The organism is Cytobacillus sp. ABV4_503 (assembly GCF_056158445.1).
Window position 1 is genome coordinate 1,974,797 of record NZ_JBSWTH010000001.1, and the last position, 25,580, is coordinate 2,000,376.

Here is a 25,580-nt window from a genome sequence, read left to right on the forward strand (position 1 = left end):
GTTTTTTAAAAGAGACATTCCTCTTTTTCGTTTTATCAGTATAATAACCAAGCAAGAACCGGTTTTATCTTCTAATTGAAAAACGCTATCAATTACGGCATTTAAAAGGCTAGAAGAAGTAAATAAGAAATTATGATAAGAAAAACTTATCAAAAACAATAACTTTCTTGTTATTTACTTATATAACAGGTTGTATTAATATAGGAATTGTGAGAAAAGTAAGGATGGATGAAAATTCAAACTTTTCGACAATTACCTAACACTTGGTATATGATGTTTATTGAAAGAGGGGGTAATACATTTGGCAAAGAATGATGTGTTCAATTCCCGCAAATCCTTTGATCTGGACGGGAAGCGCTATCACTACTATCATTTAGGCGCTCTGGAAGAAGCTGGAGTGGGTAATGTTTCCAAATTGCCTTATTCTATTAAGGTATTATTGGAATCAGTACTTCGTCAATATGACGGCCGTGTAATTACAAAAGAGCATGTTGAAAACCTGGCAAAATGGGGAACTTCTGAAGTAAAAGAAGTAGATGTTCCTTTCAAACCATCACGTGTAATTCTGCAGGACTTCACTGGAGTTCCGGCAGTAGTTGACCTGGCTTCATTGCGTAAGGCAATGGCTGACATGGGTGGGGACCCTGACAAAATCAATCCTGAGAAGCCGGTTGATCTGGTTATCGACCACTCTGTACAGGTAGATAAGTATGGTACGCCTGATTCTCTTGAAGCCAACATGGAGCTTGAATTCGAACGCAACGCTGAGCGTTACCAGTTCTTGAGCTGGGCACAAAAAGCATTTGACAACTATCGTGCAGTTCCTCCTGCAACGGGTATTGTTCACCAGGTGAACCTTGAGTTCCTTGCGAATGTTGTTCATGCACTGGAAACAACAGAAGGCGATTTTGAAACTTTCCCTGATACCCTTGTAGGTACTGACTCCCATACAACCATGATCAACGGTATCGGCGTTCTTGGATGGGGTGTAGGAGGTATTGAAGCTGAAGCTGGTATGCTTGGACAGCCTTCATATTTCCCTGTGCCTGAAGTTGTAGGGGTTAAGCTTACTGGCGAGCTTCCTAACGGAACAACTGCCACTGACCTTGCTTTAAAGGTAACCCAGGTACTGCGCAGCCAGGGAGTGGTTGGCAAGTTTGTAGAATTCTTCGGCCCTGGTGTTACACAGCTTCCATTGGCTGACCGAGCTACAATTGCTAACATGGCACCAGAATACGGAGCTACTTGCGGATTCTTCCCTGTTGATGCGGAAGCCCTGGATTACATGCGCCTGACTGGACGTCCAGAAGAGCAAATCAAAATTGTGGAAAAATACTGCAAAGAAAATGGAATGTTCTTTGATCCGGCTCTAGAGCCAGTATATACGAATGTAGTTGAAATCAATCTTGCCGAAATCGAAGCGAACCTTTCAGGTCCTAAGCGTCCACAGGACTTAATTCCGCTTTCAGCTATGAAAAAGGAATTCAATGACGCTATCACAGCTCCTCAAGGCAACCAGGGCTTTGGCTTGGATAAGAAAGAAATCGACAAAGAAATCACTGTTGAGTTTGCAAATGGCGATTCAACCAAGATGAAAACGGGTGCAGTTGCCATTGCGGCAATCACTAGCTGTACAAATACTTCAAACCCTTATGTTTTAGTTGGTGCAGGTTTAGTGGCGAAAAAGGCAGTTGAACTTGGAATGGAAGTTCCTAAGTTCGTAAAAACTTCCTTGGCTCCGGGATCTAAGGTTGTTACTGGATACCTGCGTGATTCAGGTCTTCTTCCATACATGGAACAGCTTGGATTCAACCTTGTAGGTTATGGCTGTACAACATGTATCGGTAACTCCGGCCCATTAAGAGAAGAAATCGAAAAGGCTGTAGCTGAAAGCGACCTTCTTGTAACATCTGTTCTTTCCGGTAACCGTAACTTCGAAGGGCGTATCCATCCGCTTGTAAAAGCTAACTACCTGGCTTCTCCGCCATTAGTAGTTGCTTATGCACTAGCTGGAACAGTCGATATCGATCTTCAAAACGAGCCAATCGGAAAAGACAAGAATGGCAACGATGTCTTCTTTAACGACATTTGGCCATCTACTGCTGAAGTTAATGAAGTGGTTAAACAGACTGTTACACCTGAATTGTTCCGTAAAGAATATGAGCATGTATTTGATGACAATGCCCGCTGGAACCAAATCCAGACAAGCAATGAGCCGTTATATTCATTTGATGATAATTCAACATATATCCAGAATCCTCCGTTCTTTGAAGGCTTAACTCCTAATGCTGATGAAGTTAAACCTTTATCAGGATTGCGTGTTGTCGGCAAGTTCGGTGATTCTGTCACAACTGACCATATTTCTCCGGCAGGTGCGATCGGCAAAGATACACCAGCAGGAAAATACCTTCGCGAGAACGGTGTTGAACCACGCGACTTTAACTCTTATGGATCCCGCCGCGGTAACCATGAAGTTATGATGCGCGGTACATTTGCAAACATTCGTATCCGCAACCAGATCGCACCTGGTACAGAAGGCGGCTTCACAACATACTGGCCAACAGGCGAAGTAACTTCCATCTATGATGCTTGCATGAAATACAAGGAAGATGGAACTGGCTTAGTAGTTCTTGCCGGCAAAGACTATGGAATGGGATCTTCCCGTGACTGGGCTGCAAAAGGTACGAACCTGCTTGGAATTAAAACAGTTATTGCTGAAAGCTATGAGCGTATCCACCGTTCTAACCTTGTTCTAATGGGTGTACTTCCGCTTCAGTTCAAGGCAGGCGAAAGTGCAGAAACTCTTGGTTTGTCAGGAAAAGAAACAATCGATGTTCAAATCGATGAAAATGTTAGACCACGTGATTTTGTTAAGGTTACAGCTACAGATGAAAACGGCAATCAGACTTCTTTTGAAGCTCTTGTTCGTTTTGACTCTGAAGTTGAAATTGATTACTACCGTCACGGCGGAATCCTGCAAATGGTTCTTCGTGATAAACTGGCTAACTAATTATGACTGCCGCTATGTGCTCGTTCACATAGCGGTTTTTTATTTTACAAAATATACGGGTTCAGGTATGTTAACTATATATTAACTTTGGGGGGCTGACTTTGGGTGCATTTTTAATTGGGCCTTTATTAGTGAAGTATGAATGGGCATTAGTCCTGCTCTCAGCTATCGTTGCTTATTTTACTATTGCAAATGCATTAAGAGATAACGGGGAATATAAAAAAATCTTTCTGAATGTCATAATAAATGCAGTTCTAATTGGCTTTTTTACTTATAAATTTAGTTCAATTCTCTTTCAGACAAAAACCATTCTAAGCAACCCTATGGGGATTTTATATTTCTCAGGAGGAAGTAAAGGAACCATGTTAGGGGCTTTTTTGGCTCTTTTCTATTTAGTAAAGGAAATGATGAAATACAAATATCCGCTCAAAAATTGGATTTATGGAATTGTTTACGGATCTGTCACATTTATGCTGTCTTATTGGCTGTTTAGAACCTTATTAATTTTGCTTTTCTAGGTTAAAATACAATCAAGGAAGCAAAAAGCCCTTAATAGCCGGGAGGGAATACAGCATGTTCAAAAAAATGTTTTCAGCTGCTGTGTTATTAATAATTACTACTGCAATTTTTGTGGTGCAGGCAGTTGAAAAAGATGAAGTCAAGAGTCATCCCGTTAATCAGACTGGTTTAGGAATTGGCTTGAAAGCCCCAGATTTTGAATTGAAAAACCTTCAGGGGGATAAAGTAAAGCTCTCAGATTATAGAGGAAAGAAAGTCATGCTCAACTTTTGGGCAACATGGTGTCCTCCATGTAAAGCTGAAATGCCTGATATCCAAAAATTCTATATTCAAAAGGGAAATGAAGTTGTTATTTTGGCAGTGAACATCGATCCTCAATCTGATGTTGCCGGCTTTGCAGAAGAAATGCGCGTGAATTTTCCAATTCTCCTTGATGTGAATGATAAAGCATCCAATGCCTATCAAATAATAACGATTCCTACCACTTTTTTTATTGATGAAGAAGGAATTATCCGGAATAAATATTTAAGTGCGATGTCCCTTGAAATTATGAATCAGTATATAGATGAAATGTAAAAAACATCTGCCGGGAGCAGATGTTTTTTTGTATAGGTTTACACCGCCATAAAAAAGGAAATTTAGATGAAATGATTTTTTTCTGAATATTTTACCAATAGCAGTGAACCTTATGTACTTTTTTCACGTATTCTGGGTATATGCGGATTAAATTTTCGAAAAGTTGTAATAATTTAAAGAGTTTCTGGAGATAATGACTGTTACAATGTTATTAAAGGAAGGTGAAAGATTTATGAGAAAGCCTAGAAAACGCTCCTTTGCAGAATTAGTTTCAGAAAATAAACGCCAGCTGCTTAAAGATCAAGATGCAATGGAAAAAATCGAAGAACGCCTCGAGCTTAAACGACTTAACAAGGCCGAATAGAATTACTTGCCATTCATGAAACCCTCTGAATTTGACCATACTTAAAATGAGGAGGGATATCCATGAGTAATCAAAAAAGACACCCTAATCATTTTGCCCCGAACCATATTGGTACACAATCACGCGGATTTGGCGGCAACAAAGGCAAGAAAATGCAGGACAAATCCGGGCAGCATGCTCAAGTGATTCAAACTAAAGGCGAATAACTGTAATTAACCTGCTGTTTCATTTACGGCAGGTTTTTTGTTTCAAAAGTCAGGCATACTTTCAGGCAAGCTGCCCACACATTTCCGCCAATATTTTTCTTGTTCTTTCACAAACTAATTTTGTACCAACACCTAAAAAAGGGAGGAACAAACCATGGCACATAACAGACCAAATCCAGATGACCGCAGCGATAACGTTGAAAAGCTTCAGTCCATGATCGTTCATACGATCGAGAATATGGACGAAGCTGAAGAATCAATGAAGTATGCAAATGCAGAGGACCTAGCCAGGATTGAAGCAAAAAATGAACGCCGCAGGGAAAGCCTTGCTTCATTCCGTTCTGAAATAAAGGACGAGTATCAGGCACAGCAGAACGGCAATACCAGCGAGAACAATAATTATTAACAACCAAAAAAGACCTAATCCAGTGTGATTAGGTCTTTTCCTATTGAAAGATCATGATAAGGAGCTCATTCTTTATAGATCATTACAGAAATATGGTAAGATAAGTTGTGGAAACTAAGAAGAAGAAGTGATAATCGATGACACAACAGAAAAGACAGGCAAAACCGGCGGAGGGCCAGGTTTATCATTGGAAAAATGAGCTTGATCAGTACGGATACATACAAAATGAAGCAGAATTGCTAAATGTTATTAAAAATATCAATGAAAAAGCAGATCCCCGGCTTCTTTCGGAATTACTGACCATCGCTGCTATATCCAGGTTAAGCAAGTATACCGATGATACTCTTGCCAGTGCGTGGCTTCAGAAGGCTGTTGAACTGGACACAGGCAATAGTTTGGCGGCTGCCCAATTAGGAAAATCCGAGTGGAAAAATAAAAGCAATCTTCTTGAAACGCTGACTTTCCCGCCGATTCGGGAAACCGATAACAGGGCAGCAAAAAAGAAGACAGCTGAGCAATTCATAGAAATTTGCAGAAGCTTTATCAACAAATCAGATGATGAGTTGGAAGATCTGCAAAAAAAGCAGCATGCCTATGAGGATGTGGAATACCGGAAGCTGACTGAAATACTTGAAAAAGCTATTGAAGAAACAGCTTTTCTTTTAAAAGCTGCTGAAGAATATGAGCAATCTATATCCGGTGTTTTCCATACTTCAACCTATTACACCGATATGAAAAAGCACTTGAATGCCATCAACAGACTTAAAAATGAATGGAAAGAGATATTTGAATCGGAGGATGAAGAGTCTGATTTACCAAAAGACCCTCTGATTGAACTCAATGAAATGGTTGGCCTGCACTCGGTCAAAAACAGAGTACATGACTTTTACCGTTTTTTAAAATATCAAAATGAACGCAAGTCACTTGGTTTTCAAACGAAAGATGAACTCAGCCTTAATATGATTCTTACTGGCAATCCAGGTACAGGCAAAACAACTATCGCCCGGCTTTTGGCAAAGATTTATCATAGCCTGGGTGTATTGCCGCGGGAAGAAGTAATAGAAGCAGATCGGTCACAGCTGGTTGGGGGATTTGTCGGTCAAACGGAGGAAAATGTCAGGGCGGCCGTGGAAAAGGCTATCGGTGGAGTGCTGTTCATTGATGAGGCGTACAGCTTAAAGCGTGAGGGACAGACCGGCAGTGACTATGGACAAACAGCCATTGATACTCTCGTATCACTGATGACCGGTACGGAATATGGAGGAAAGTTTGCGGTTATCATGGCCGGTTATCCAGAAGAGATGAGACAATTTCTGGACAGTAATCCTGGCCTTCGCAGCCGTTTCCCAGAGTCGAATTTTATTGCGCTGCCTGATTATTCTAATGAGGAGCTTCTCCAGATTGCAGAAAAGCTGTCTGCGGATAATGATTATGTCCTGACGGAAGGGGCAAAGCAGGAACTTGGAAAGCGAATTGAAAAAGAGCGGGTTGATGATACGTTCGGAAATGCCCGGACTGTCAGAAACATTGTTCTAGATGCTATTTTTAGAAAAGGCTCACAAGCTGAAAAGAACGAAAACATCATGGCATATACACTCTTGGAAAAAGAAGATTTTGAAAGTGAAGAAGAAGAAAAGCTAATGGATCCACAAGAGCAGCTTGCCCAATTAATCGGACTTGAAACAGTTAAAATAGAAGTTCATAACTTAGTGTCATTTGTTAAGATGCAGCAGCTGCGCCGTGAAAAAGGGCTGCCTGTTGTCCCTATCCAGCTGCATTCAGTATTTACCGGGAATCCGGGGACTGGGAAAACAACTGTAGCAAAGATTTATGCAGAATTGCTGAAGGAATGCGGATTTCTGAAACGCGGACATTTGATGGTTGCGAGCCGTGCTGATTTTGTAGCTGGCTATGTAGGCCAAACCGCCATTAAAACAAAGAAAAAGATAAGAGAAGCGTTAGGCGGGGTCCTTTTCATCGATGAGGCCTATTCACTTCTTTCCCAGACATCAGGAGATTTCGGAAAAGAAGTCATCGATACATTAGTGGATGAAATGACAAAACATAATGAAAATCTTGTCGTTGTTTTAGCGGGTTACCCAAATGAAATGGAAAAACTAATGTCAAGTAATCCGGGGCTAAAGTCCCGCTTTAAAAAGTTCTTTCATTTTAAGGATTATTCAACGGCAGAGCTATTGGAAATTATAATATCGTATGCTGGACAATATGAATATACGCTTACGGAAGAAGCAGGGGACTACCTTAACCGCACTTTAGCAAAGATCGAAATAAATGGGAATGGACGCTTTGCCGCCAACCTTGCAGATGAGGCTATTCAGGCACAGGCAATGAGAATCGTATCAGCAATTGATGAGGATATAGAACAGGTTAGCATTTTGGAAAAAGAAGATTTTGAAATCGCCTTAAAAAAGATCAGCAAAGGGGAATAGGTATGCTCATTTCAACAAAAGAAATAGAAGTAAGATATGCAGAAACAGATCAAATGGGAGTCGTGTATCACGCCAATTATCTGGTATGGATGGAGCTTGGCCGGACACAGATCATAAAAGATCTGGGGTTCAGCTATGCTGAAATGGAGAAGGATGGCATCATTTCGCCTGTTCTGGATATCCTGGCTTCCTACAAAAAACCACTGCGCTATGGTCAAACTGCGACGATAAAAACCTGGATTGAAGAGTATGACGGATTCCGCGTCAGCTATGGATATGAGATTTACAATGATGAAGGAGATCTTGCTGTAACAGGCTTGTCCAAGCATGTTTGCGTCAAAAAGGATAATTTCCGGCCGATCTCAATTAAAAAGAAATATCCTGATTGGCATGAAGCATATGAAGAAGCTAAAAAACAGCCGGAGAGTGCTCTCAGATAATTTTGCTTACTGCTCAAAGAATGGAGAAAATATATGGCATTCGGTCTTCGCAGAAAAGATCTTCAAGAATGGAAGATGAAAATAGATCGTGGAGAAATTGCTTTTTTAACCCATTATTGGATAGATGATCGCTTCCCAGGCTGTAAAACGGTCACAAAGGTCGGGTGTTCGGATCTGAAGAAGTTGATAGAATGGGGAGAAACACATGGCCTTAAGCCTGAGTGGATTGATTATCGGGATGATGGGTACTCGCATTATGACTTGATTGGTGACAGGCAGAAAGAAATACTTGAAAAGGAGAAGCTCTGGGAGCAGCTGGAACGGCTGCAGTAAGAAAAGCGGAAGGCGCCCTTGAGCTAGACCGTTATCTATCTTCGGAGTTTGCTATTATCTTTTATAGAAAAAAGAAGCAGGCCGGATCTGCTTCTTTTACCCATTGTTATATTTGAATTCAGGTTCCCGTGCTTTCTCATTAAATGTTACCAATAAATCATGATTATCAAAGTACCATAAGTCCTTTTCTTCAATAAAGTAAGTAATTCCGTTTTTTTCAGTCTGCACTCCTGCGTTATGCGGGTGTTCATTAGAGACTCCTAATGAAAATCCTTGCTGGACAGTACTGCAGCCGCCATATCTTGCAAAAAAGCGGACGAAGTCACCATTATTCAAGAGCATTTCCTCCTGATACCATTGGGCAGCCTGATCTTCAATATGTATGTTCATTTGAAATTCCTCCTCCTGGGTGATAGTCATATTATAGGCTAGTTTTTCCCTGTGCGCGAATAAAATGTCTGTTCCAATACCTTTAATGATGGATTGAATCAATATTTATTCATCCTGGGAAGGGGATTAAACCGCTTAAAATCATAAATACGTTCATGGCCATGTGCCATATGGCAGCAGGGAAAATACTTCTGGACCTAACAGTAATAGCCGCATAGAATATTCCCCCAGCAGCAAACAGCAGACATAGGCCAATAGAGTAGCCAAGCATGATATGAGAAAATCCAAACGCCAGCCCAGAAATAAGAACAGCTGCCTTATCGCCTGAAAGCTCCGACATTCTAGATAAGATGATTCCTCTCCATAAAAGCTCTTCCATTATTCCATTAATGATGGAGAAGCCAATCAGGAATATGATAAAGTCCATGGTAAAGGAGTTTTCAGCAGTAAAAATTGAATAGGCAAATGAAGCAAAATTAATCATGATGGCAATCACTAGAAAATGTTTTATTTTTAATGAATGGAAGCCGCTCCATATGAATGGGAAATATATTTGTGAATTCCAATCCGGTTTGCGCAATAAGGGGATGGCAGTTTTATTAAATTTTATAGAAATATAGACAAGCAGAAGAATAGGAATTAACAGAAGAACCCGATTGAATATCATTAAGATATAGTGTTGAAATGGCAGTGCATCAAGCATTTTATCGCCATAAAGAAACAGTAGACTGCCTGTTAAGTACCCTGCAATGATCCAGGCAAACACACGCTCCAGCTTTGAAGTGAATAGTAAAAAAAGGATAAGTCCAAAGGAAAGTATAAAAGCGAAAGCAAAAAGTTTGTATTGAAAAAGCACTATTGAAGCTGTGAATATACATAATTGCAAATAAGGAAAAGATTTAGTAACATAAGCGGTTTTCATGATCATAGCTCCTTTGCTACAATATATTTTACCATTTTTTACATAAAAAAAGCGCTAAAAAGCGCTTTACTGAACATGATCGAGCATATGTGCCATAATTTCATTGTATTTGGACTCTGCATTGGGAAGGCCATAGCCGCCAGCATCCTTCAACGGTACGACCCGATATTTTTCCTGCTGTTTATTGCTTACGTATGTCGGGATGAACCCCGGATTGGAAAGTTCAATATTGACACCGGTTTGATCAATATACTTCGTTATCTCTACAGTTGCAATACCGCCTATGTCCTTGTAATCATTAATCTGGCCGGATAAAAAATTGCCTAGAGAGTATACAACAAGAGATTTCCGTCCGTCTTTCCTGTCAATCCATTCCATTGGCTGCAGTACATGTGGATGGTGTCCAAAAATAATGTCCACACCATCATTTGCAAGGACCTCTGCCAGTTCCTTTTGTTCCTCTGTGGGCTGAAGCTGGTATTCATTTCCCCAATGCAAACTCATAACAACTACGTCAGCTTCATCTTTTGCCCGGTTAATTTCCTCTTTCATTGCTGTTCTATCAATAAGGTTAACGAGATAATCTTTTCCTGCCGGAACGGGCATTCCGTTTGTACCATATGTGTAAGAAAGATAAGCAACTTTAATTCCGTTTTTGTTTAGTATTTTTAAGGTTTGCTGTTCGCCGGGGGTTCTGCTCGTTCCTACATGCGGCAATCCTATCTGATCTAAATAATCCAGGGATGTTTTCAATCCTTTTTCTCCCTTATCAAGTGAATGGTTATTGGCTGTTGAAACAATGTCAACACCAGCCTCAATGAGGGCGTCTCCCACTTCCTGAGGGCTGTTGAACATGGGGTAACTGGAAATGCCTATTTCCGGACCTCCCAAAATAGTCTCTTGATTGGCAAGCAGGATGTCGGGAGTTTTTAATAGCGTTATTGCATGCTCAAACATCGGCTTGAAATCATAGCCTGTCTTTGTTTTTGCAACATTATATACCCTGTCATGAATCAGTATGTCGCCAATTGCTCCCAATGTCGCCTTCTCTATAAGCATTTTATTAACCGCGGTGGTTTCTCTGTTTTCCATATGCAATTGAGCTGGTTTGGCTTCAGCTGCCTCAGCCTTATTTTCAGTGTGCATTTTAAAGATGAGCAGGCCCGAGCAAATTAAAAATGTGGTAAAGAAAAATGCGGATAGCAGGAAGGCTTTGGTGAATTTCATAAAAATTATCCCCTTAATATAAAGCATCAGATATATTAATAGTCTAATTTTAATATGAATTTTTACATTTTTCATCATTTTTTTTCTATTTTGCAAATTCCATTATTTGATATATTGAGATAAATGCCTCAGCTCAAGATTGCAGGGAGTTCAATTTCAAAAATGGTGCCATGCGAATATTTGGAATGGACTTTAATTTTGCCATCATGTTCTTCTATTATCTTCCGGCTTATTGATAAACCGATTCCAGTTCCTTTTTCTTTTGTTGTATAAAATGGCACAAATAATTGGTTTATGGTTTCTTCTGTCATTCCAGGTCCATTATCCTCAATAATGATTTGCGTTTTCTGGTTAATTGTTTTGACAATAAGACATACCTTACCTTCCGTTGCATGAGCTTCTTCACATGCTTCAAGTGCATTTTTAATAATGTTAATCAGCACCTGCTTTATCTGCTTCAAATCACCATAGAAGAGGGGGTTTCTGGAGCTAAGGCTTACTGTAAGGTGTATATTTCTAATGTTAGCCTCGTTTTCAAATAAGATATTCATTTCCTGAATCAATTTGTTTATATCAATTTCCGTTTTTTTGTTTTGAGCAGGTTTGGATGCATTTAAAAATTCATAAATCATATCATTTGCCCGATTTATCTCTTCTATGGCAATTTCTGCATACTGTTCTTTGCCGATCTCAATTAAATAAGGCTTCAAGAGCTGAATAAATCCTTTTACTGTTGTAAGCGGATTTCTAATTTCATGTGCAATACCCGCAGCAAGTTGTCCAATATCTGCCGAGTAATCAGATGTCATTTCGGTTTCTTTAATTTCTTCCGCTGCTTTTTTTAGGTACTTCTCTTTTTCCTTTTCCATTCCATAATTCATCCTTACTTTAACGTTTTTGGCTAAAATTTTTTGCCTAAACTAATGTATGGCGAAAGATAGCAATTTATGTTTTTTTATGTATAAAAATTTGATTGTTATAAAATTTTATAATATTAAGCTTCTGGGTCTTTGTGATTAGTATAATATCACTTTAACACTTTATTCAAATAAACTATACTGAAATATCTGAAAATAATTCAAATTAAATAAAAAAAACAGCAGATGAAGTCTGCTGCTTTGCGCTGCTGGCTGTTTTTTCAGCCAAGCCATTTTATTTTGGGCTCAGTTTTGTCCTTTATTCGTTTAATGTTTGCTCTATGCCTGTAAATAACAAAGAATCCCAGAATTGATACAACTATAATGAGTGGTATGTCTCCCAGAATAAGTGCGTAAATAATGGAGGCAACTGCTGCCAGAATAGAGGACAAGGACACGTACTTTGTTATGTAAAGGCTTAGAAAGAAAACACCCAATATGATAAGAAACATTAGGGGTACATAGGCTAACAGCACTCCCCCAGATGTGGCAACTGCTTTACCGCCGCGAAAGCCGGCAAACAGCGGATACATGTGCCCTATAACTGCAAAAACACCTGCTGCAAGATGATGCATGTCCGAACCAAAGAATAAGGGGAGGGCTGCAGCAAGGGTGCCTTTTAAGATATCAGCTATGGTTACAATCATGCCTGCTTTAACCCCAAGGGTCCGGAATGTATTGGTACCGCCTAAATTTCCGCTGCCATGCTCCCGGATATCCACTCCATAAAAAACTTTCCCGACAATTAAACCAGAAGGAATGGAGCCAAGTAAGTAAGCTAAAATAATGATAATTCCATAAATCATAAAAACTCTCCTTCATACTTTCTATGTTAGTATATTGTACCATGTGAGCAAACCTGCATACCATGTACAAATAAAAAGTTGTCCAATTTATTTCAGTGAAGCGCCTCAAACTCTCTGCCCGGTGTTTGATATAAATTCCAGCAGGGTATTAGTAGACTGTCACAGCAATCAAATCCATATAAAGGAGAGATTCAGCATGGAACAGAATATGAATAATGTAAATGGACAAGCCGGCAATGTAGAGGAAAAGCTAAGCAATATGGGAAGCGAAAAGAAAGATGAAATTCTTTCAAGCTTTGACGGTTTTAAAGAATATTTAAGCGGTAAGGTCTCCCTGGGCCAGAAAATGGGCATGGATGAGGAACAGCTTGCAAACACAGCTCAAAAGGTAGGCGATTATCTGGCTTCCAAAGAAGATCCAAGAAACCGTGAAGAAAAGCTTCTGCAGGAATTGTGGAATGTAGGGACTGAAGAAGAAAAGCATAAACTATCTCATATGCTTGTAAAGCTTGTAGGCTAAAAAATATATATCATTCAAGGCAAAGGCGCAGCCCTTTGCCTTTTATTTTGCTTGCAAACGCATAGATGAGTTTACAATAGTCAAAAATGGTCTATATATAGTTATCGCAATCTAATGGGCAGGGGGAGTCCTGGTGAAAAAGGTTCGGGGAAAGTTAAATAGAAAAGCGGTATGGATACCCATTTTGAGCCTTGTGCTGGTATTGACAGCAACCATCATCTATCAATCCAATAAACCATTGCCAAAAGGCCTTTCTTTCGAAGGGGAAGTTCACACTGTAGAAGATATTAAGTTCTTATACGATTTAACTTTTGAAAAAGATAACGGCAGAAGAGAAAGTGATCAGCAGATTTTTAACCGGATATTAGAAGCAATTGGTGAGGCAGAGGATTTTATCGTGATGGATATGTTTTTATTCAATGGTTTTAATGATGGTGATAAAGAATATCCGGATATTAGCGGTAAAATAACTGAAGAGCTCATCGAACAAAAGCAAAGCCACCCCAATATGGATATTACGGTGATCACAGATCGGATTAACAGTACATATGGATCGCATGATGTACCAGAATTCAAGAAACTGAAAAAGAATGGTATAAATGTAGTTAATACCTCATTAGTTCCATTAAGAGATTCTAATCCTATCTATTCGGCATTTTGGCGTGTTTTTTTACAATGGTTTGGCCAGGGTGGCGAAGGCTGGCTTCCCAATCCGCTTGCAGAAAATGCTCCTGAAGTGACATTTCGGTCCTATCTCGATCTCATGAATATTAAAGCAAATCACCGGAAAGTTTTTGTAACGGAGAAAACAGGAATTGTCACATCTGGAAATCCCCATAATGCCAGCGGTTTTCATTCAAATATCGCGTTTGAAGTAAAAGGGTCAATTTTAGCTGACCTCGTGAAAACCGAGCAGGCGGTGGTCGATTATTCAGCATCAGGCAAACTGACAAATGCTAAGCCTGCAGACAGCAATAAAACAGGCACGGTTAAAGCCCAGGTGCTGACTGAAGGCAAGATTTATAAACACATTATTAAAGAAATCAATAAAGTCAGGAAAGGTGAAACCATCTGGCTTGGCATGTTTTATCTTGCTGACAGAAAAGTGGTTGATGCACTAAAAGAAGCAGCCGACAGGGGAGTAAAAGTAAAAATGATCCTGGATCCAAATCAGAACGCTTTCGGCTCTGAAAAAATTGGGCTGCCCAATATACCTGTGGCAGCTGAATTAGACAAATTAGGCCATGAAAACATAAAAATCAGATGGTACAATACGGGCTTTGAACAGTACCATGCGAAAATCATGTATGTAACCGGGAAAGAAAATAATATGATCATAGCTGGTTCAGCAAATTTTACAAAGAGAAATCTGGATGATTTAAACCTGGAGACAAATTTAAAAATTAGCGCTCCTGACCAATCGCAGGTTATGAAGGATGTCGACAGCTACTTTAATATGCTTTGGAATAATAACGGTGCAATCTATACGAATAACTATCCATCCAATGAAAAAATGCCAGTGGTAAAATATTTTACTTACAGACTGCAGAAGCTAACTCACTTTACAACATACTGATAAAAACTTGAAACCTTTCCTATATTAATTCCGTTAATATAGGAGGGGTGAAAATAAGTTAAAGACATTCTAAATTTTCTTCCCATTATCTGATTATTTCGATACGATGGTTTAAGGGAGGAAATGGAATGTATAAAATTGAAACAAATCCACAAAAGTCTCCCGCTAAAAAGCTTATTTTAGCGGGGCTTTTGCTTGCTCTTATACTGATAACGTCAAGCATATTCGCGTTTTTATATCCTTTTGCCTCTAAGGAAAAGGTATCCTACTTTAAAGAAGTTCATCCAATTTTGTTTAATGGCAAACAGACGGGCAATGCTTATATAGAAGGTGAATCGATCTACCTGCCTTTAACGTTTTTGCAGGAATTTGTCGATGAAGACATTATATTTGATGAACATTCACAATCCATCATAATCGCCACAAAAAATAATGTTGTACAGATGCCACTTGAATCTTTGAGCTATTATGTGAATGAGAAACCTATGAAACTGGATTTTACAGCTGCTAAACAGCTGGGAAAAGACAGATATTTGTCGATCGAGCCGCTATTGGCTTTCTATCCAATTACTTATTCAATTCTATCTGATACAGGTGCAATATGGGTTCAAAAGAATGGGGAGTCAATGGTTTCCGGTAAGGTGAAGGAAAAAGGTATTCATGAAGAACTGCTTCGGCTGCGGACGAAAGACAGCCTGAAATCCCCTTATACGGCTTCAGTTTCTCCAAACGAGAATGTTTTAATTGAACAAGAAAAGGGAGACTACTATTTTATTAGAAAAGAAGACGGTACAGCTGGATATTTGAAGAAACAATACATCAAAAAGGGTGAGAGCAAACAGATTGCTATTTCCCTTGAAGAATCAGTTAAAGCAGCGCCAGAAATGGAAGGACCTATACAGCTGACCTGGGAAGCTGTATATTCAAAAAATCCCAATACATCTAAAATTCCGAAGATGCCTGGCGTTAATGTCATTTCGCCAACATGGTTTGAGCTTGCGGATGGAAAAGGTTCCATCAAAAACCTGGGATCGAAGGATTATTCATTATGGGCAAGAAAACAGGGATACCAAATATGGGGCTTATTTTCAAATGCATTTGACCCTGTTTTAACACATGAAGCATTTGGTTCTTTTGAAACAAGGCAGAATATGATTCGGCAGCTTCTGCATTTCAGTCAATTGTATGAATTAAATGGGGTCAATCTTGACATTGAAAATGTTAACCCGGAGGATGGTCCATTAATAACGCAGTTTGTGAGGGAAGCCGCTCCGTACTTTCATGAAGCAGGTTTAGTCGTATCAATGGATATCACATTCATTTCATCCAGCGGTAATTGGTCAGCTTTTTATGAAAGAGATAAACTTGCCGTGATAGCAGATTATTTGGTTGTCATGGCTTATGATGAGCATTGGGGAAGCTCGCAGGTGGCAGGAAGCGTTGCGAGCCTGCCGTGGGTGGAAGAAAACCTGAAACATCTGCTGGAGTTTGTGCCCAATGAAAAATTAATATTGGGAGTGCCATTATATACTAGATTATGGGAACAAAAATCAAACGGGGATGTTTCTTCTAAAGCGCTTTCTATGAGCAAAGTGAAAGAATGGCTCAGTCAAAATAAAGTTACTCCAGCATATGATCCGGAAAGCGGGCAAAATTATGCTGAGCATTTTTCAGAAAAAGATAAAATCACATACAAAGTGTGGCTTGAAGATGAAATATCATTAACAAAACGGGCTGAATTGGCAAAGAAATATAATTTGGCCGGTGTGGCAAGCTGGAGCAGGTACTTTGCAGATGAAACAGCTTGGGCAGCATTATCATTAAATAAGAAGGAAGTTACTAAGAAATGAAATAAGGCCGGAGAAAATCCCGGCCTTATTTTTCTGCTTCTACGTTAATGTGACAAAAAGATCTGACTGAAAATAATCCTCTATCAGTTAACTTTAGCTCAGGTATTACTGGAAGCGCTAAAAATGAAAGCGTCAAAAACGGGTTGAATTCCATGCTGCATCCGACTGTTCTTAGCGCATGATTCAATTCAGACAAACGTCCGAAAATAAATGAAGAATCCTGATCACTCATGAGCCCCGCAATAGGCAGGGGCAGTTCCGCAAGGATTTCTCCATCCTGGACAACAGCCAGGCCGCCTTTCATCGATGCAGTATGCTTAATGGCCGCCAGTAAATCTTCATCAGAGGTGCCAGCTGCCACAATATTATGGGAATCGTGGGCAACCGTTGAGGCAATGCCACCTCTTGTAATCCCCAGTCCCTTAATTATGCCAAGCCCGATGCTTCCGGTGAGATGATGCCGCTCCACCACAGCCAATTTTAAATAATCTTTTTCAGGATTAGGCTGGAAATAGCCATTAAGTGAATCTGCCTTTTCCAACAGGTGTCTGGTCACAATGCTGTTCGGTATAATGCCGATAATATTGGCATCACCAGTTCCAATGTTGATGTTTAAATCTTCACCCTTTAAGCTGCCGATTTTGACGCTGTCCAAGATGGCAGGCGCAGGTTCGACGCTAGCCGGAGCTGGATCCTTAATGATCCCGTTTTCTGCAGCAAGTATTCCGCTCTTTATTACTTTTTCAATCTTAACCTTCCTAAGATCACTAATAAAAACCAGGTCGGCTTCATAACCCGGAGCAATAGCCCCTTTATTTTTCAGACCGAAGCATTCTGCTGCATTCAGTGTGGCGATTTGAACGGCAAGGACAGGATCCATCCCTTCCTTAATGGCCATTCTGACATTATAATCAATGCTGCCTTCTTTGATCAGGTCATCCAGATGCTTGTCATCCGTTACGAATAAACAGCGCCTTGCGTTATGTTCGCTGACAGATTTAAGAAGTGCTAATAAGTCCCTAGCCGCAGACCCTTCCCTCAGCATCACATACATCCCTTTTCGCATTCGGTTCAGCGCCTCTTCAGGGTTTATGCATTCATGGTCTGATTTAATGCCTGCTGCCATGTATATATTAATTTCATCTGCATTAAGTCCTGCTGCATGCCCATCGATGTTTTTTCCTTTGCTATGTGCGTCTTCCAGTTTTTTTAGCATTTCTTCATCATTGTTCATAACAGCAGGGTAATCCATTACTTCGCCAAGACCGAGTACTCTCGGGTGGCCGTAATATTGTTCAAGATCCTTATAACTGAGGGAAGCGCCGGCATTTTCAAATAGAGTTGCAGGCACACAGGATGGAAGCATAAAAAATACATCAAGCGGGATCGCATTTGAAGATTCCAGCATGAAATCAATGCCTTTTGTTCCACTGACATTGGCTATTTCATGAGGGTCTGCAATGACAGTCGTTACTCCATGCGGAAGGACAACATTGCTGAATTCTGCAGGGGTAACCATCGCTGATTCAATATGGACATGCCCATCAATGAACCCGGGGGCTATATAGCTGCCCCCAGCATCAATCATTTCCTTCCCTTCATAGCTTCCTAAGCCTGCTATGAATCCATCGGCAATGGCTATGTCTTCCTCGATGATTTCACGTGTAAAAACATTTATTATCTTCCCATTTTTAATAACCAGGTCGGCAGGAGTTCTTTTGGCTGCCACGTCAATTCTTTTTCGTAACGTTTCAATGGTAAGCTTCATATGGACTCCTCGCTTTTTAAATAATGACAGTCATCAGTTTAATGTCCGCCCATAATGAAATTAATAATAAAGGCAGCACTGACAAAATACATGATCCAGTGGATTTGATGATGCTTGCCTGTAAGAAGCTTAAGCAGTGTATAAGAGATAAAGCCGAATGCCAGTCCCTGGGCGATACTGAAAGTTAATGGCATGAGAACGATTGTTAAAAAAACAGGAATGACATCAGTGAAGTCATCGAAGCTTATATGTTTAATTTCACTGAGCATTAAGGCACCAACGAGTATAAGAATAGGTGCTGTGGCTACAGACGGTATGAAATAAATGAGAGGAGCAAAAATGAGTGACAGGAAAAATAGTACAGCTACAGTTAAAGCAGTTAAGCCAGTGCGTCCGCCTTCCGAGATCCCTGTGGCGTTTTCCACATAAGCGTTTAAGGCAGTGCTTCCGAAGGCTGCACTTGCCATCGTGCCGACTGCATCTGCCTGAAGGGCACGATCCAGATTTTCGATTTTCCCATTTTTATCAGTAAGGCCAGCTTTTCTTGATAATCCGATGAGGGTAGCTAAATTGTCAAATAATTCTACAATAGTAAAGGAGAAAATGACTGAGATGATGCCATATTTTATTGCTCCCATAATATCCATAGCTAAAAACGTCTCAGACATGCTTGGGAGACTGAGAGATACAATATCACTTACGCCCTTTGGGTAGGCAATGAAGCCAACAATCATGGCCAGCGTACTTGTACCCAATATACTAATAAGCAGGGCGCCTTTTACTTTCTTTGCCATCAGGAGGGCGGCAATAATTAATCCGAATAGGGCAAGAAGCGGCCCCTGGCTTGTGATGCTTCCCAGGCCGACAAATGTAGCTTCATTTGCGACCACAAGTTCTGCATTTTTTAAGCCAATAAAAGCAATAAACAAACCAATTCCAACACCAATAGCTGACTTTAAGACATCCGGGACACCATCTACGATTTTTTGGCGGACTCCCGTAACGGTCAAAATTAAAAACACAATACCCGATATAAATACAGCTCCAAGGGCTGTTTGCCAGGATAGACCTTGGCCAAGGACGACTGTGTAGGCAAAAAAGGCATTCAGCCCCATCCCCGGAGCAACCGCTACAGGGAAATTTGCCCACAGTGCCATTAGAAGAGTACAGAAGACACTTGCGTAAATAGTTGCAGCAAGTGCGGCTTCTTTTGGTATTCCTGCGTCAGCTAAGATAATCGGGTTGACAAAGATGATATAACTCATTGTCATAAACGAAGTAACACCTGCAAGAATTTCTGTCTTTACATTGGTTTTTCGTGCGGATAGCTTAAAGAGCCGTTCTAAAAGGTTCCCATCAGAGGCAGGCGGGAGGCCCGACCCAAGATCCTTTCCGATCATCGACATGAAAAGTCACTCCTTCTTCATGGTAAATGTCCATCCTGCAAAACAAACTGACTTGAACCATGGAATAGGCGGGAGTTATACATTATTTTGGTTAAATAGGTTCAATAAAGACATCCATAATTCCACCGCAGATTCCGCCATCTTCAAAAAATAGCCCTTTTGTTAAATCAACGCGCTTTTGACCTGGAGCATTCGATTGGATGACTTCGAAAGCCATCTCAATCACTTCGGCTTCACCGCAGCCCCCGCCAATTGTACCTTCGATTCTTCCGCAGGGAAACACAATCATTCGGCTTCCCGTTTTCCTCGGAGTGGACCCTTTGGTGCGAATAATGGTGGCGAGCGCTGCTTTCTCACCTCCTTTCCTGACTTCCATGGCACGCTTTATGAGCTGCATTTGGTCCATTCGCCAGCCCCCTCATGGAAACCCATCTTTGCATACTTCTTAATTTGTGTACTTAAAGAGTTTCCAGATTTTTGATTTTTTACTTTCAGAATTTCTGCCATGATACTGACTGCAATCTCTGCAGGTGTTTCTGCTCCGATATCAAGTCCCACAGGGGTGTATAGATTGGCAAAGGTTTCATCCGGAAAATCCTGCTGGAGTTCTTGAAATACACCAGAGATACGTCTTCTGCTGCCAATCATTCCTATATAGCCTGCCTGGCTGTTCCTTTTTAAAAGTTCATTCAAACTGAGAACGTCATATTTATGCCCCCTGGTAAGAAGGAGAATATAGGTTTTTTCCGATATTTCAACATGCCTGAAATAATGCAGGTAGGATTGGCAAACCACTTCTTGTGCAAATGGAAATCGTTCTCTGTTTGCGTACTCTTCCCGATCGTCTATTACTGTGACGAAAAATCCCAGCATCCGTCCCATTTCTGCCACGGGTTCACACACATGGCCCGCCCCGGCTAAAATCAAGTGGAGCGGAGCAGGGAAGTATTCTGCAAAACATTCAATTATCCTGTCCTTCCACACAAATTTCACAGTGCCGGAACGTTTTTTGCTCACTAGTTTACTGCATTGTGTTATTAAAAGATCTTTCACATCCTGTGGCAGCAGCAGTGAGTCTTCAGTGCAAAAGCTCCCATCTGGCCATAATAAAGCTTTGGCTCCGAGGACCTTTTTATCAGGATAATCTGTTATGGTAAGCAGAAATGTGTCTTTCCGGTTATTGGCTGACTCATTTAATTTGGCAAATAAATGGGGGCTCATCAATTGGATCACCTTGCAGATTGGATTTTTTGTTTTTTGAGATCTTTCAGTGCATTAAAAACTCTTTCGGGAGTAGCGGGCAGATAGCAGATTCTAGCTCCTGTTGCATCATATATGGCCGACATGATAGCTGCAATAATCGGAATCATCACAACTTCGCCAATTCCCTTTGCCCCAAAAGGACCAGATTGTTCGGGCTCTTCAACAGGGAAGGTCTCAATCAATGGAGTCTCGCGAATAGTGGGGATGATATAATCAGTAAAGTTTCGTGTCTTATGGTAACCATTTTCTATCAGCACATCTTCAAAAAGGGTATAGCCGATGCCCATTACTGCTCCGCCTTCAGCCTGGCCCTCTAACCCCTGGGGATTAATGACTTTTCCTGCATCAGGGATGGAAACAACCCGCAAAACATCCGTCTCGCCTGTTAAAGTATCTACTTCAACCATCACGACATGGGTCAAATATCCGTATAAATGATGGGGAGCACCCCCAGAACCTTTGATTTCTTCCTTTTCTTTTGGCAGGTAGAAGTGTCCTTCTACTCTGGCAGACTGATGATGGTCAAAAAGGTACTTATAGATAGACTTATAGGGTACGATTTGTCCATCGGCTGAAATATGGTTTGGTCTTAAGTCAATTCTTGATGCTTGCAGATTCAGCATTTCTGCAGCTGTTTGAATAAGAAGTTCAGTCATCTTGGGCGCTGCTGCCGCAACAGCTCTTCCGCCGGTATAGGTGGAGCGGGAGGCAGTTACAGTACCGCCATCAAGTGTTTTCAGAGTATCTCCTTGAACGATCATGATATTGCTGATATCACAGTTCAGCATCTCAGCCGCTATCTGGGCGTACACAGTGCTATTGCCTCCGCCGATTTCCTCGCATCCGACACCTACAAGAAATTTTCCGTCGGGCAGAAGTTCGATAGAGGCGGCTCCATAATCAGGCAGTCCAATTCCCATTCCAATGCCATGAAAGGAAGTTGCGAGGGACACACCCCGTTTTTTCCATGGCTCACTCACTTCGGATTTATACTTTTCACGGTTCTTCCACAGATCGCAATTTTCTGCGGTTTCAAGTGTTTTATAGGTGCCTACACTGGATTTGACAATGTGGCCGACACTTGAAACGTCGCCTTGATGATAGACATTTTTTTTGCGCAGTTCAATTGGATTCATTCCCAGTTTTTCTGCAATCATATCCATATGGGTTTCAATTCCCATACATACCTGGTTGACGCCAAAGCCTCTGAAGGCACCGGCAATGCCATTATTGGTATAAACACAGAAGCCTTCAAGATCCACATTTGGAATTTTATAAGGACCGCAGGAATGTTCGATTGCCAGAGCGATGACTGCCCCTCCGAGTGAAGCATAGGCACCGGTATCTCCAATAGCAGTTACCTGATTAGCGAGCAATGTGCCGTCTTTTTTGGCAGCTGTTTTCATTTTGACTTTAAAAGGATGCCTTTTTATGCCCGCAATAACAGATTCTTCTCGGCTTAAATGAATTTTTACCGGCCGCCCGTTTGTATGCATGGCAAGGAGGGCCAGATAAATTTGAACCGTAATCTCATCCTTCCCGCCGAATGCTCCGCCAATAGGACTTGAAATGACTCTTATTCTTTCAGGATTATAGGCAAGGGACCTTGCAATCTGCATTCGATCGCGGTACGCGTATTGGCCAGGGCAGCGAATTGTGATGAACCCTTCTTCATCCATAACTCCCCAGCCGCCTTCTGTTTCAATAAATGCATGCATTTGGCGGGGGGAAAAGAAGGTATTCTCCACAACGATGTCAGCTTCTTCGAAGGCTTTTTCAATGTTTCCGTTTTTTATTTTCACATGGCTGTGCAAATTGCCATCAGGATGAAGCTTTGGAGCAGAATCTGTTAAGGCATATTCTGCATCAGCAACAACTTCGAAAGGCTCATAATCCACTTTGATTAAAGTCAGTGCCTGTTCGGCAATTTCAGTGGTTTCAGCTGCAACCAAGGCTACAGCATCTCCGGTGCACCGTACGACATCTGAGCACAGAACAGGCTGATCGGGAACAACAATCCCAAATCCATTAAAGCCGGGTATATCTTTATGGGTGAGTACACAAATAACACCAGGGAGGCTTTTAGCTGCTTGAGTGTCAATGGATTTAATTTTGGCATGCGGATATACAGACCGCAGCACTTTGCCCCAAACCATATCGTCAAATTGGTAATCGGTCATATATTTTAATTCTCCGGTTACTTTTTCCGGACCATCAATTCTTTTTACTCTCTTTCCAACCCATTTGGTGCTCACTGGTTTTCCCACCTCCTGATTAGACGGTATAATCCTCTTTCCAGCAAAGCACTTGCCATATCTCTTCTATATGCAGCAGTTGCTCTTCCATCTGAAATGGGCATGACCTCTTTCCAGGCAATTTTGGCGATGTTCTGGATTAAATCATCGTTTAGCTGCCCCAGGGTAAGCATTGATTCACATTTGCGTGCACGGATAATAGTCGGTGCCACAGATCCAAAGGCGATTTTTCCTTCGATGCATTTGCGGTCCTGGTCCATTGTGAGTGAAATGGCAATATTCACAATGGAAATGGATTGTGCTTTACGGGGGCCAAGCTTTTGGAAAATGCCTATTTCATTTGGTTTTTGCGGTTTAATTAGGATTTTTGTAATCATTTCATTTTCTTTTAAAATGGTCCTGCCTGGACCAATGATAAACTCTTCGATTGGAATGATTCTCTTTTTCGTCAGCGAGGCGAGTTCAAGCATTGCACCGAGAGCATACAAAGCCGGAAGGGTATCGCCTGCAGGAGAAGCAGTACCAATATTGCCGCCGATTGTTCCCATATTCTGCATTTGAGTGGCCCCGACTTCTCGGGCTGCTTCTGCGAGAACATCCGCTTTTCTCTGCAGAAGCGGTGAATGAATCAAATCGGTATGTGTGGTCAAGGGGCCAATATGGATAAAATCTTCCCTTTCTTCGATATAGCGCAGCTCTTTTACGTTTTTAATATTAATCCATATTTCTGGCCGCCATTTGCCTTCCTTCATCCGGACTGCTGCATCTGTACCGCCGGCTATCAATCTATGTTTCCTGCCTTCCTTGGATAGCTGGGTCAGACACTCGGATAGAGAGGAAGGGGTAATCATGTCAATTTCAGAAACGAGCATTGATTTACCTCCAGGTTATTTTTTTAGTGCATTTATATAATCATCCTGATTATTCAGGTTAAGATGAATCTGATCATTTTCCACGGGCACCTCAAGAAGAAATTTTTCATGCTCTTGAATTACATCTCTCAAACCCATACTTTCTTCCTTGATAGATAAAAGATCGTTCCTCAATTGGGCGGAAAAGAGGATAGGGTGCCCTCTTTTTCCTTGATGGCTTGGAACTGCAATCAGGCTGCCTCTTTTTACAAGTGATTCTGCAAGCATGTTAATGGTGAGTGATTGAAGCGGCTGGTCAACGGATGTAATAAGAATCGTTTCTGCTGACTTTACAGCGGTTTTAACCCCAGAAATGATTGAGGAGCATTTTCCTTCATAGAATTGTTCATTAATGATGATTTTGATAGGGTATTTCTTTGCGATGGGAATGAATGCTTCGGCTTTGTAGCCCAAAACGACAACAATGTCAGAAAATACTGATTCCCTGAGGTTTTGCAGCTGATGCTCAAATAAGGTCGTTCCTTTCCACTGCAGCAGTCCTTTTAAAGTACCCATCCTGCTGGATCGGCCTGCAGCAAGAACAATAGCTGTATGTGTCATAGACTATCTGGCTGTTTCAGGTTTGGATATTTTTTTTGCAGCAGCGGTCTGAACTGCCTTGATAATTTTTGTATAGCCTGTACAGCGGCATAGGTTGCCCCCTAATGCTGTTTTAATTTCCTCAACAGATGGAATCGTGTCAATTCTATCTAAGAAAGCTTTAGCTGATACGATGATTCCCGGAGTACAGTAACCGCACTGTGTTGCTCCTTCAGCAATAAATGATTCCTGAATTACATCCAGATTTGGTGATAAGCCGACTCCTTCACAAGTCGTGATCACCTGGTTTTCCGCCTGGCCAGCGAGGACTAGACAGGAGCATACAACCTCTGTATTGATTAGTACAGAGCAAGATCCGCATTCTCCCTTTCCGCAGCATTCCTTGCTGGCAGTCAATCCTAAATCTTCCCTCAAGACATCCAGGAGCGTTTTTGCAGGCGGGCAAACGACCGTACGTTCCTTTCCATTAACAATAAATTTAATGCTTTTCAAATCTTCGCCTCCTCAAAGAACTTTGAAACTTTAAATGACGATGAGAAATTATGTGAGTATTTTGTAAGGGTTAATAGCCTGGCGAGCAAGAAGAGGTATTTAAGCTATGATATTATGCATATTCTTCTAAATAGACTAATAAGCACAAAAAAATTCCTGCACAAAAGGTTCCTGGCTGCTGTCCACAGGAAATATGCCTTTCGTAGATAGGAATTCCGGTTCCTAGTAGAAACCCTCAAACCGATTATTGAGGTTATACGAAAAATTCTATTTGATTTTTCAGTGTGCTGGAGGGAGGTATTATCAAGACAATTATAGAAATAGAGGGGGAGTTGATTTGTAGTGTAATAGTTAAGTTAATATTTTGTCAAGTGAGAATTTTCTGATAAATGGTATTGACTTATAAAACTGC

At 41.0% G+C, this 25,580-nt stretch carries 25 protein-coding genes and 1 riboswitch; of the genes, 12 read left to right on the top strand and 13 right to left on the bottom strand.

The annotated features are described in order from the left end of the window. Positions 1-301: 301 nt before the first annotated feature. The 9 genes from acnA to ACXAD1_RS09940 all read left to right on the top strand — a co-directional run bounded on the left by acnA (position 302) and on the right by ACXAD1_RS09940 (position 8,304). Positions 302-3,010, top strand: a complete 2,709-nt coding sequence (gene acnA, locus ACXAD1_RS09900) for an aconitate hydratase AcnA (RefSeq protein ID WP_474909935.1) — start codon at positions 302-304, stop codon at positions 3,008-3,010. Between the two features lie 101 nt (positions 3,011-3,111). Continuing rightward, positions 3,112-3,528 carry a hypothetical protein gene (locus ACXAD1_RS09905; RefSeq protein WP_370222474.1) on the top strand — a complete coding sequence of 139 codons (417 nt, stop codon included), beginning with the start codon at positions 3,112-3,114 and terminating at the stop codon, positions 3,526-3,528. A 55-nt stretch (positions 3,529-3,583) separates the two neighbouring features. Then, positions 3,584-4,105, top strand: a complete 522-nt coding sequence (locus ACXAD1_RS09910) for a peroxiredoxin family protein (RefSeq protein WP_370222475.1) — start codon at positions 3,584-3,586, stop codon at positions 4,103-4,105. A 232-nt stretch (positions 4,106-4,337) separates the two neighbouring features. After that, entirely contained in the window at positions 4,338-4,469 is a 132-nt protein-coding gene (locus ACXAD1_RS09915) for an FbpB family small basic protein (RefSeq protein WP_026041570.1), read from the top strand. A gap of 62 nt (positions 4,470-4,531) precedes the next feature. Then, on the top strand, positions 4,532-4,675 hold the full coding sequence (locus tag ACXAD1_RS09920) for an acid-soluble spore protein N (RefSeq protein WP_009334718.1): 144 nt from the start codon (positions 4,532-4,534) through the stop codon (positions 4,673-4,675). A 154-nt stretch (positions 4,676-4,829) separates the two neighbouring features. Beyond that, the gene (gene tlp, locus ACXAD1_RS09925) at positions 4,830-5,081 is read left to right on the top strand and encodes a small acid-soluble spore protein Tlp (protein ID WP_370222476.1); all 252 of its coding nucleotides are present in this window, start codon (positions 4,830-4,832) and stop codon (positions 5,079-5,081) included. Between the two features lie 137 nt (positions 5,082-5,218). After that, a complete protein-coding gene (locus ACXAD1_RS09930) occupies positions 5,219-7,531 on the top strand; it encodes an AAA family ATPase (RefSeq protein WP_474909936.1) in 2,313 nt (770 codons plus the stop codon). 2 nt (positions 7,532-7,533) lie between these two features. After that, positions 7,534-7,971, top strand: a complete 438-nt coding sequence (locus ACXAD1_RS09935) for an acyl-CoA thioesterase (protein WP_370222477.1) — start codon at positions 7,534-7,536, stop codon at positions 7,969-7,971. A 33-nt stretch (positions 7,972-8,004) separates the two neighbouring features. Continuing rightward, positions 8,005-8,304, top strand: a complete 300-nt coding sequence (locus ACXAD1_RS09940) for a hypothetical protein (RefSeq protein WP_370222478.1) — start codon at positions 8,005-8,007, stop codon at positions 8,302-8,304. Positions 8,305-8,400: 96 nt separating this feature from the next. Here ACXAD1_RS09940 and ACXAD1_RS09945 read toward each other — a convergent pair whose 3' ends face one another. From ACXAD1_RS09945 to plsY, 5 genes are all read right to left on the bottom strand, one after another. After that, complete coding sequence (locus ACXAD1_RS09945; protein WP_370222479.1) at positions 8,401-8,694, bottom strand: HesB/YadR/YfhF family protein; 294 nt, start codon at positions 8,692-8,694, stop codon at positions 8,401-8,403. A gap of 109 nt (positions 8,695-8,803) precedes the next feature. Further along, complete coding sequence (locus ACXAD1_RS09950; RefSeq protein ID WP_474909937.1) at positions 8,804-9,616, bottom strand: lysostaphin resistance A-like protein; 813 nt, start codon at positions 9,614-9,616, stop codon at positions 8,804-8,806. Between the two features lie 66 nt (positions 9,617-9,682). Further along, positions 9,683-10,843, bottom strand: coding sequence for a CapA family protein (locus ACXAD1_RS09955; protein WP_474909938.1), 1,161 nt, complete (start codon positions 10,841-10,843; stop codon positions 9,683-9,685). Between the two features lie 128 nt (positions 10,844-10,971). After that, positions 10,972-11,712, bottom strand: coding sequence for a sensor histidine kinase (locus ACXAD1_RS09960; protein ID WP_370222482.1), 741 nt, complete (start codon positions 11,710-11,712; stop codon positions 10,972-10,974). Between the two features lie 269 nt (positions 11,713-11,981). Then, the gene (gene plsY / locus ACXAD1_RS09965) at positions 11,982-12,566 is read right to left on the bottom strand and encodes a glycerol-3-phosphate 1-O-acyltransferase PlsY (protein ID WP_206837456.1); all 585 of its coding nucleotides are present in this window, start codon (positions 12,564-12,566) and stop codon (positions 11,982-11,984) included. 196 nt (positions 12,567-12,762) lie between these two features. On the opposite strand from plsY, the gene ACXAD1_RS09970 reads away from it, so the two are divergent. The 3 genes from ACXAD1_RS09970 to ACXAD1_RS09980 all read left to right on the top strand — a co-directional run bounded on the left by ACXAD1_RS09970 (position 12,763) and on the right by ACXAD1_RS09980 (position 16,512). Continuing rightward, positions 12,763-13,086: a DUF3243 domain-containing protein gene (locus ACXAD1_RS09970; protein WP_206837459.1), complete on the top strand. Its 324-nt coding sequence runs from the start codon at positions 12,763-12,765 to the stop codon at positions 13,084-13,086. A 133-nt stretch (positions 13,087-13,219) separates the two neighbouring features. After that, on the top strand, positions 13,220-14,662 hold the full coding sequence (locus ACXAD1_RS09975; protein ID WP_474909939.1) for a phospholipase D family protein: 1,443 nt from the start codon (positions 13,220-13,222) through the stop codon (positions 14,660-14,662). 128 nt (positions 14,663-14,790) lie between these two features. After that, entirely contained in the window at positions 14,791-16,512 is a 1,722-nt protein-coding gene (locus ACXAD1_RS09980) for a glycosyl hydrolase family 18 protein (protein WP_474909940.1), read from the top strand. A 25-nt stretch (positions 16,513-16,537) separates the two neighbouring features. Here the strand turns inward: ACXAD1_RS09980 and ade are convergent, their stop codons facing one another. The 8 genes from ade to ACXAD1_RS10020 form a co-directional block, all read right to left on the bottom strand. After that, the gene (gene ade, locus ACXAD1_RS09985; protein WP_474909941.1) at positions 16,538-18,280 is read right to left on the bottom strand and encodes an adenine deaminase; all 1,743 of its coding nucleotides are present in this window, start codon (positions 18,278-18,280) and stop codon (positions 16,538-16,540) included. Positions 18,281-18,318: 38 nt separating this feature from the next. Continuing rightward, on the bottom strand, positions 18,319-19,686 hold the full coding sequence (locus ACXAD1_RS09990; protein ID WP_474909942.1) for an NCS2 family permease: 1,368 nt from the start codon (positions 19,684-19,686) through the stop codon (positions 18,319-18,321). Between the two features lie 91 nt (positions 19,687-19,777). Continuing rightward, the gene (locus tag ACXAD1_RS09995) at positions 19,778-20,092 is read right to left on the bottom strand and encodes an XdhC family protein (protein WP_206837474.1); all 315 of its coding nucleotides are present in this window, start codon (positions 20,090-20,092) and stop codon (positions 19,778-19,780) included. Further along, positions 20,071-20,907: an XdhC family protein gene (locus ACXAD1_RS10000; RefSeq protein WP_370222488.1), complete on the bottom strand. Its 837-nt coding sequence runs from the start codon at positions 20,905-20,907 to the stop codon at positions 20,071-20,073. Before ACXAD1_RS10000 ends, ACXAD1_RS09995 begins: the two co-directional genes overlap by 22 nt. Positions 20,908-20,915: 8 nt before the next feature. Then, positions 20,916-23,204: a xanthine dehydrogenase family protein molybdopterin-binding subunit gene (locus ACXAD1_RS10005; protein ID WP_474909943.1), complete on the bottom strand. Its 2,289-nt coding sequence runs from the start codon at positions 23,202-23,204 to the stop codon at positions 20,916-20,918. Beyond that, the gene (locus ACXAD1_RS10010) at positions 23,201-24,076 is read right to left on the bottom strand and encodes an FAD binding domain-containing protein (RefSeq protein ID WP_206837484.1); all 876 of its coding nucleotides are present in this window, start codon (positions 24,074-24,076) and stop codon (positions 23,201-23,203) included. The genes ACXAD1_RS10005 and ACXAD1_RS10010 overlap by 4 nt, the downstream gene beginning before the upstream one ends. Positions 24,077-24,091: 15 nt before the next feature. After that, complete coding sequence (locus ACXAD1_RS10015) at positions 24,092-24,676, bottom strand: nucleotidyltransferase family protein (RefSeq protein WP_474909944.1); 585 nt, start codon at positions 24,674-24,676, stop codon at positions 24,092-24,094. 3 nt (positions 24,677-24,679) lie between these two features. After that, complete coding sequence (locus ACXAD1_RS10020) at positions 24,680-25,168, bottom strand: (2Fe-2S)-binding protein (RefSeq protein WP_474909945.1); 489 nt, start codon at positions 25,166-25,168, stop codon at positions 24,680-24,682. Positions 25,169-25,351: 183 nt separating this feature from the next. After that, positions 25,352-25,449: riboswitch (purine riboswitch) on the bottom strand. Positions 25,450-25,580: the final 131 nt, after the last annotated feature.

Excerpts from the sequence above, each read along its gene's own strand:
- ACXAD1_RS09940 (WP_370222478.1), top strand. The coding sequence starts at position 8,005 with ATGGCATTCGGTCTTCGCAGAAAAGATCTTCAAGAATGGAAGATGAAA.
- ACXAD1_RS09910 (WP_370222475.1), top strand. The coding sequence starts at position 3,584 with ATGTTCAAAAAAATGTTTTCAGCTGCTGTGTTATTAATAATTACTACT.
- ACXAD1_RS10015 (WP_474909944.1), bottom strand. The coding sequence starts at position 24,676 with ATGACACATACAGCTATTGTTCTTGCTGCAGGCCGATCCAGCAGGATG.
- ACXAD1_RS09945 (WP_370222479.1), bottom strand. The coding sequence starts at position 8,694 with ATGAACATACATATTGAAGATCAGGCTGCCCAATGGTATCAGGAGGAA.
- plsY (WP_206837456.1), bottom strand. The coding sequence starts at position 12,566 with ATGATTTATGGAATTATCATTATTTTAGCTTACTTACTTGGCTCCATT.
- ACXAD1_RS10000 (WP_370222488.1), bottom strand. The coding sequence starts at position 20,907 with ATGAGCCCCCATTTATTTGCCAAATTAAATGAGTCAGCCAATAACCGG.
- ACXAD1_RS09920 (WP_009334718.1), top strand. The coding sequence starts at position 4,532 with ATGAGTAATCAAAAAAGACACCCTAATCATTTTGCCCCGAACCATATT.
- ACXAD1_RS10010 (WP_206837484.1), bottom strand. The coding sequence starts at position 24,076 with ATGCTCGTTTCTGAAATTGACATGATTACCCCTTCCTCTCTATCCGAG.
- ACXAD1_RS09980 (WP_474909940.1), top strand. The coding sequence starts at position 14,791 with ATGTATAAAATTGAAACAAATCCACAAAAGTCTCCCGCTAAAAAGCTT.
- ACXAD1_RS09935 (WP_370222477.1), top strand. The coding sequence starts at position 7,534 with ATGCTCATTTCAACAAAAGAAATAGAAGTAAGATATGCAGAAACAGAT.
- ACXAD1_RS09990 (WP_474909942.1), bottom strand. The coding sequence starts at position 19,686 with ATGTCGATGATCGGAAAGGATCTTGGGTCGGGCCTCCCGCCTGCCTCT.
- ACXAD1_RS09930 (WP_474909936.1), top strand. The coding sequence starts at position 5,219 with ATGACACAACAGAAAAGACAGGCAAAACCGGCGGAGGGCCAGGTTTAT.
- tlp (WP_370222476.1), top strand. The coding sequence starts at position 4,830 with ATGGCACATAACAGACCAAATCCAGATGACCGCAGCGATAACGTTGAA.
- ACXAD1_RS09960 (WP_370222482.1), bottom strand. The coding sequence starts at position 11,712 with ATGGAAAAGGAAAAAGAGAAGTACCTAAAAAAAGCAGCGGAAGAAATT.
- ACXAD1_RS09970 (WP_206837459.1), top strand. The coding sequence starts at position 12,763 with ATGGAACAGAATATGAATAATGTAAATGGACAAGCCGGCAATGTAGAG.
- ACXAD1_RS09995 (WP_206837474.1), bottom strand. The coding sequence starts at position 20,092 with ATGGACCAAATGCAGCTCATAAAGCGTGCCATGGAAGTCAGGAAAGGA.
- ACXAD1_RS09915 (WP_026041570.1), top strand. The coding sequence starts at position 4,338 with ATGAGAAAGCCTAGAAAACGCTCCTTTGCAGAATTAGTTTCAGAAAAT.
- ACXAD1_RS09950 (WP_474909937.1), bottom strand. The coding sequence starts at position 9,616 with ATGAAAACCGCTTATGTTACTAAATCTTTTCCTTATTTGCAATTATGT.
- ACXAD1_RS09955 (WP_474909938.1), bottom strand. The coding sequence starts at position 10,843 with ATGAAATTCACCAAAGCCTTCCTGCTATCCGCATTTTTCTTTACCACA.
- ade (WP_474909941.1), bottom strand. The coding sequence starts at position 18,280 with ATGAAGCTTACCATTGAAACGTTACGAAAAAGAATTGACGTGGCAGCC.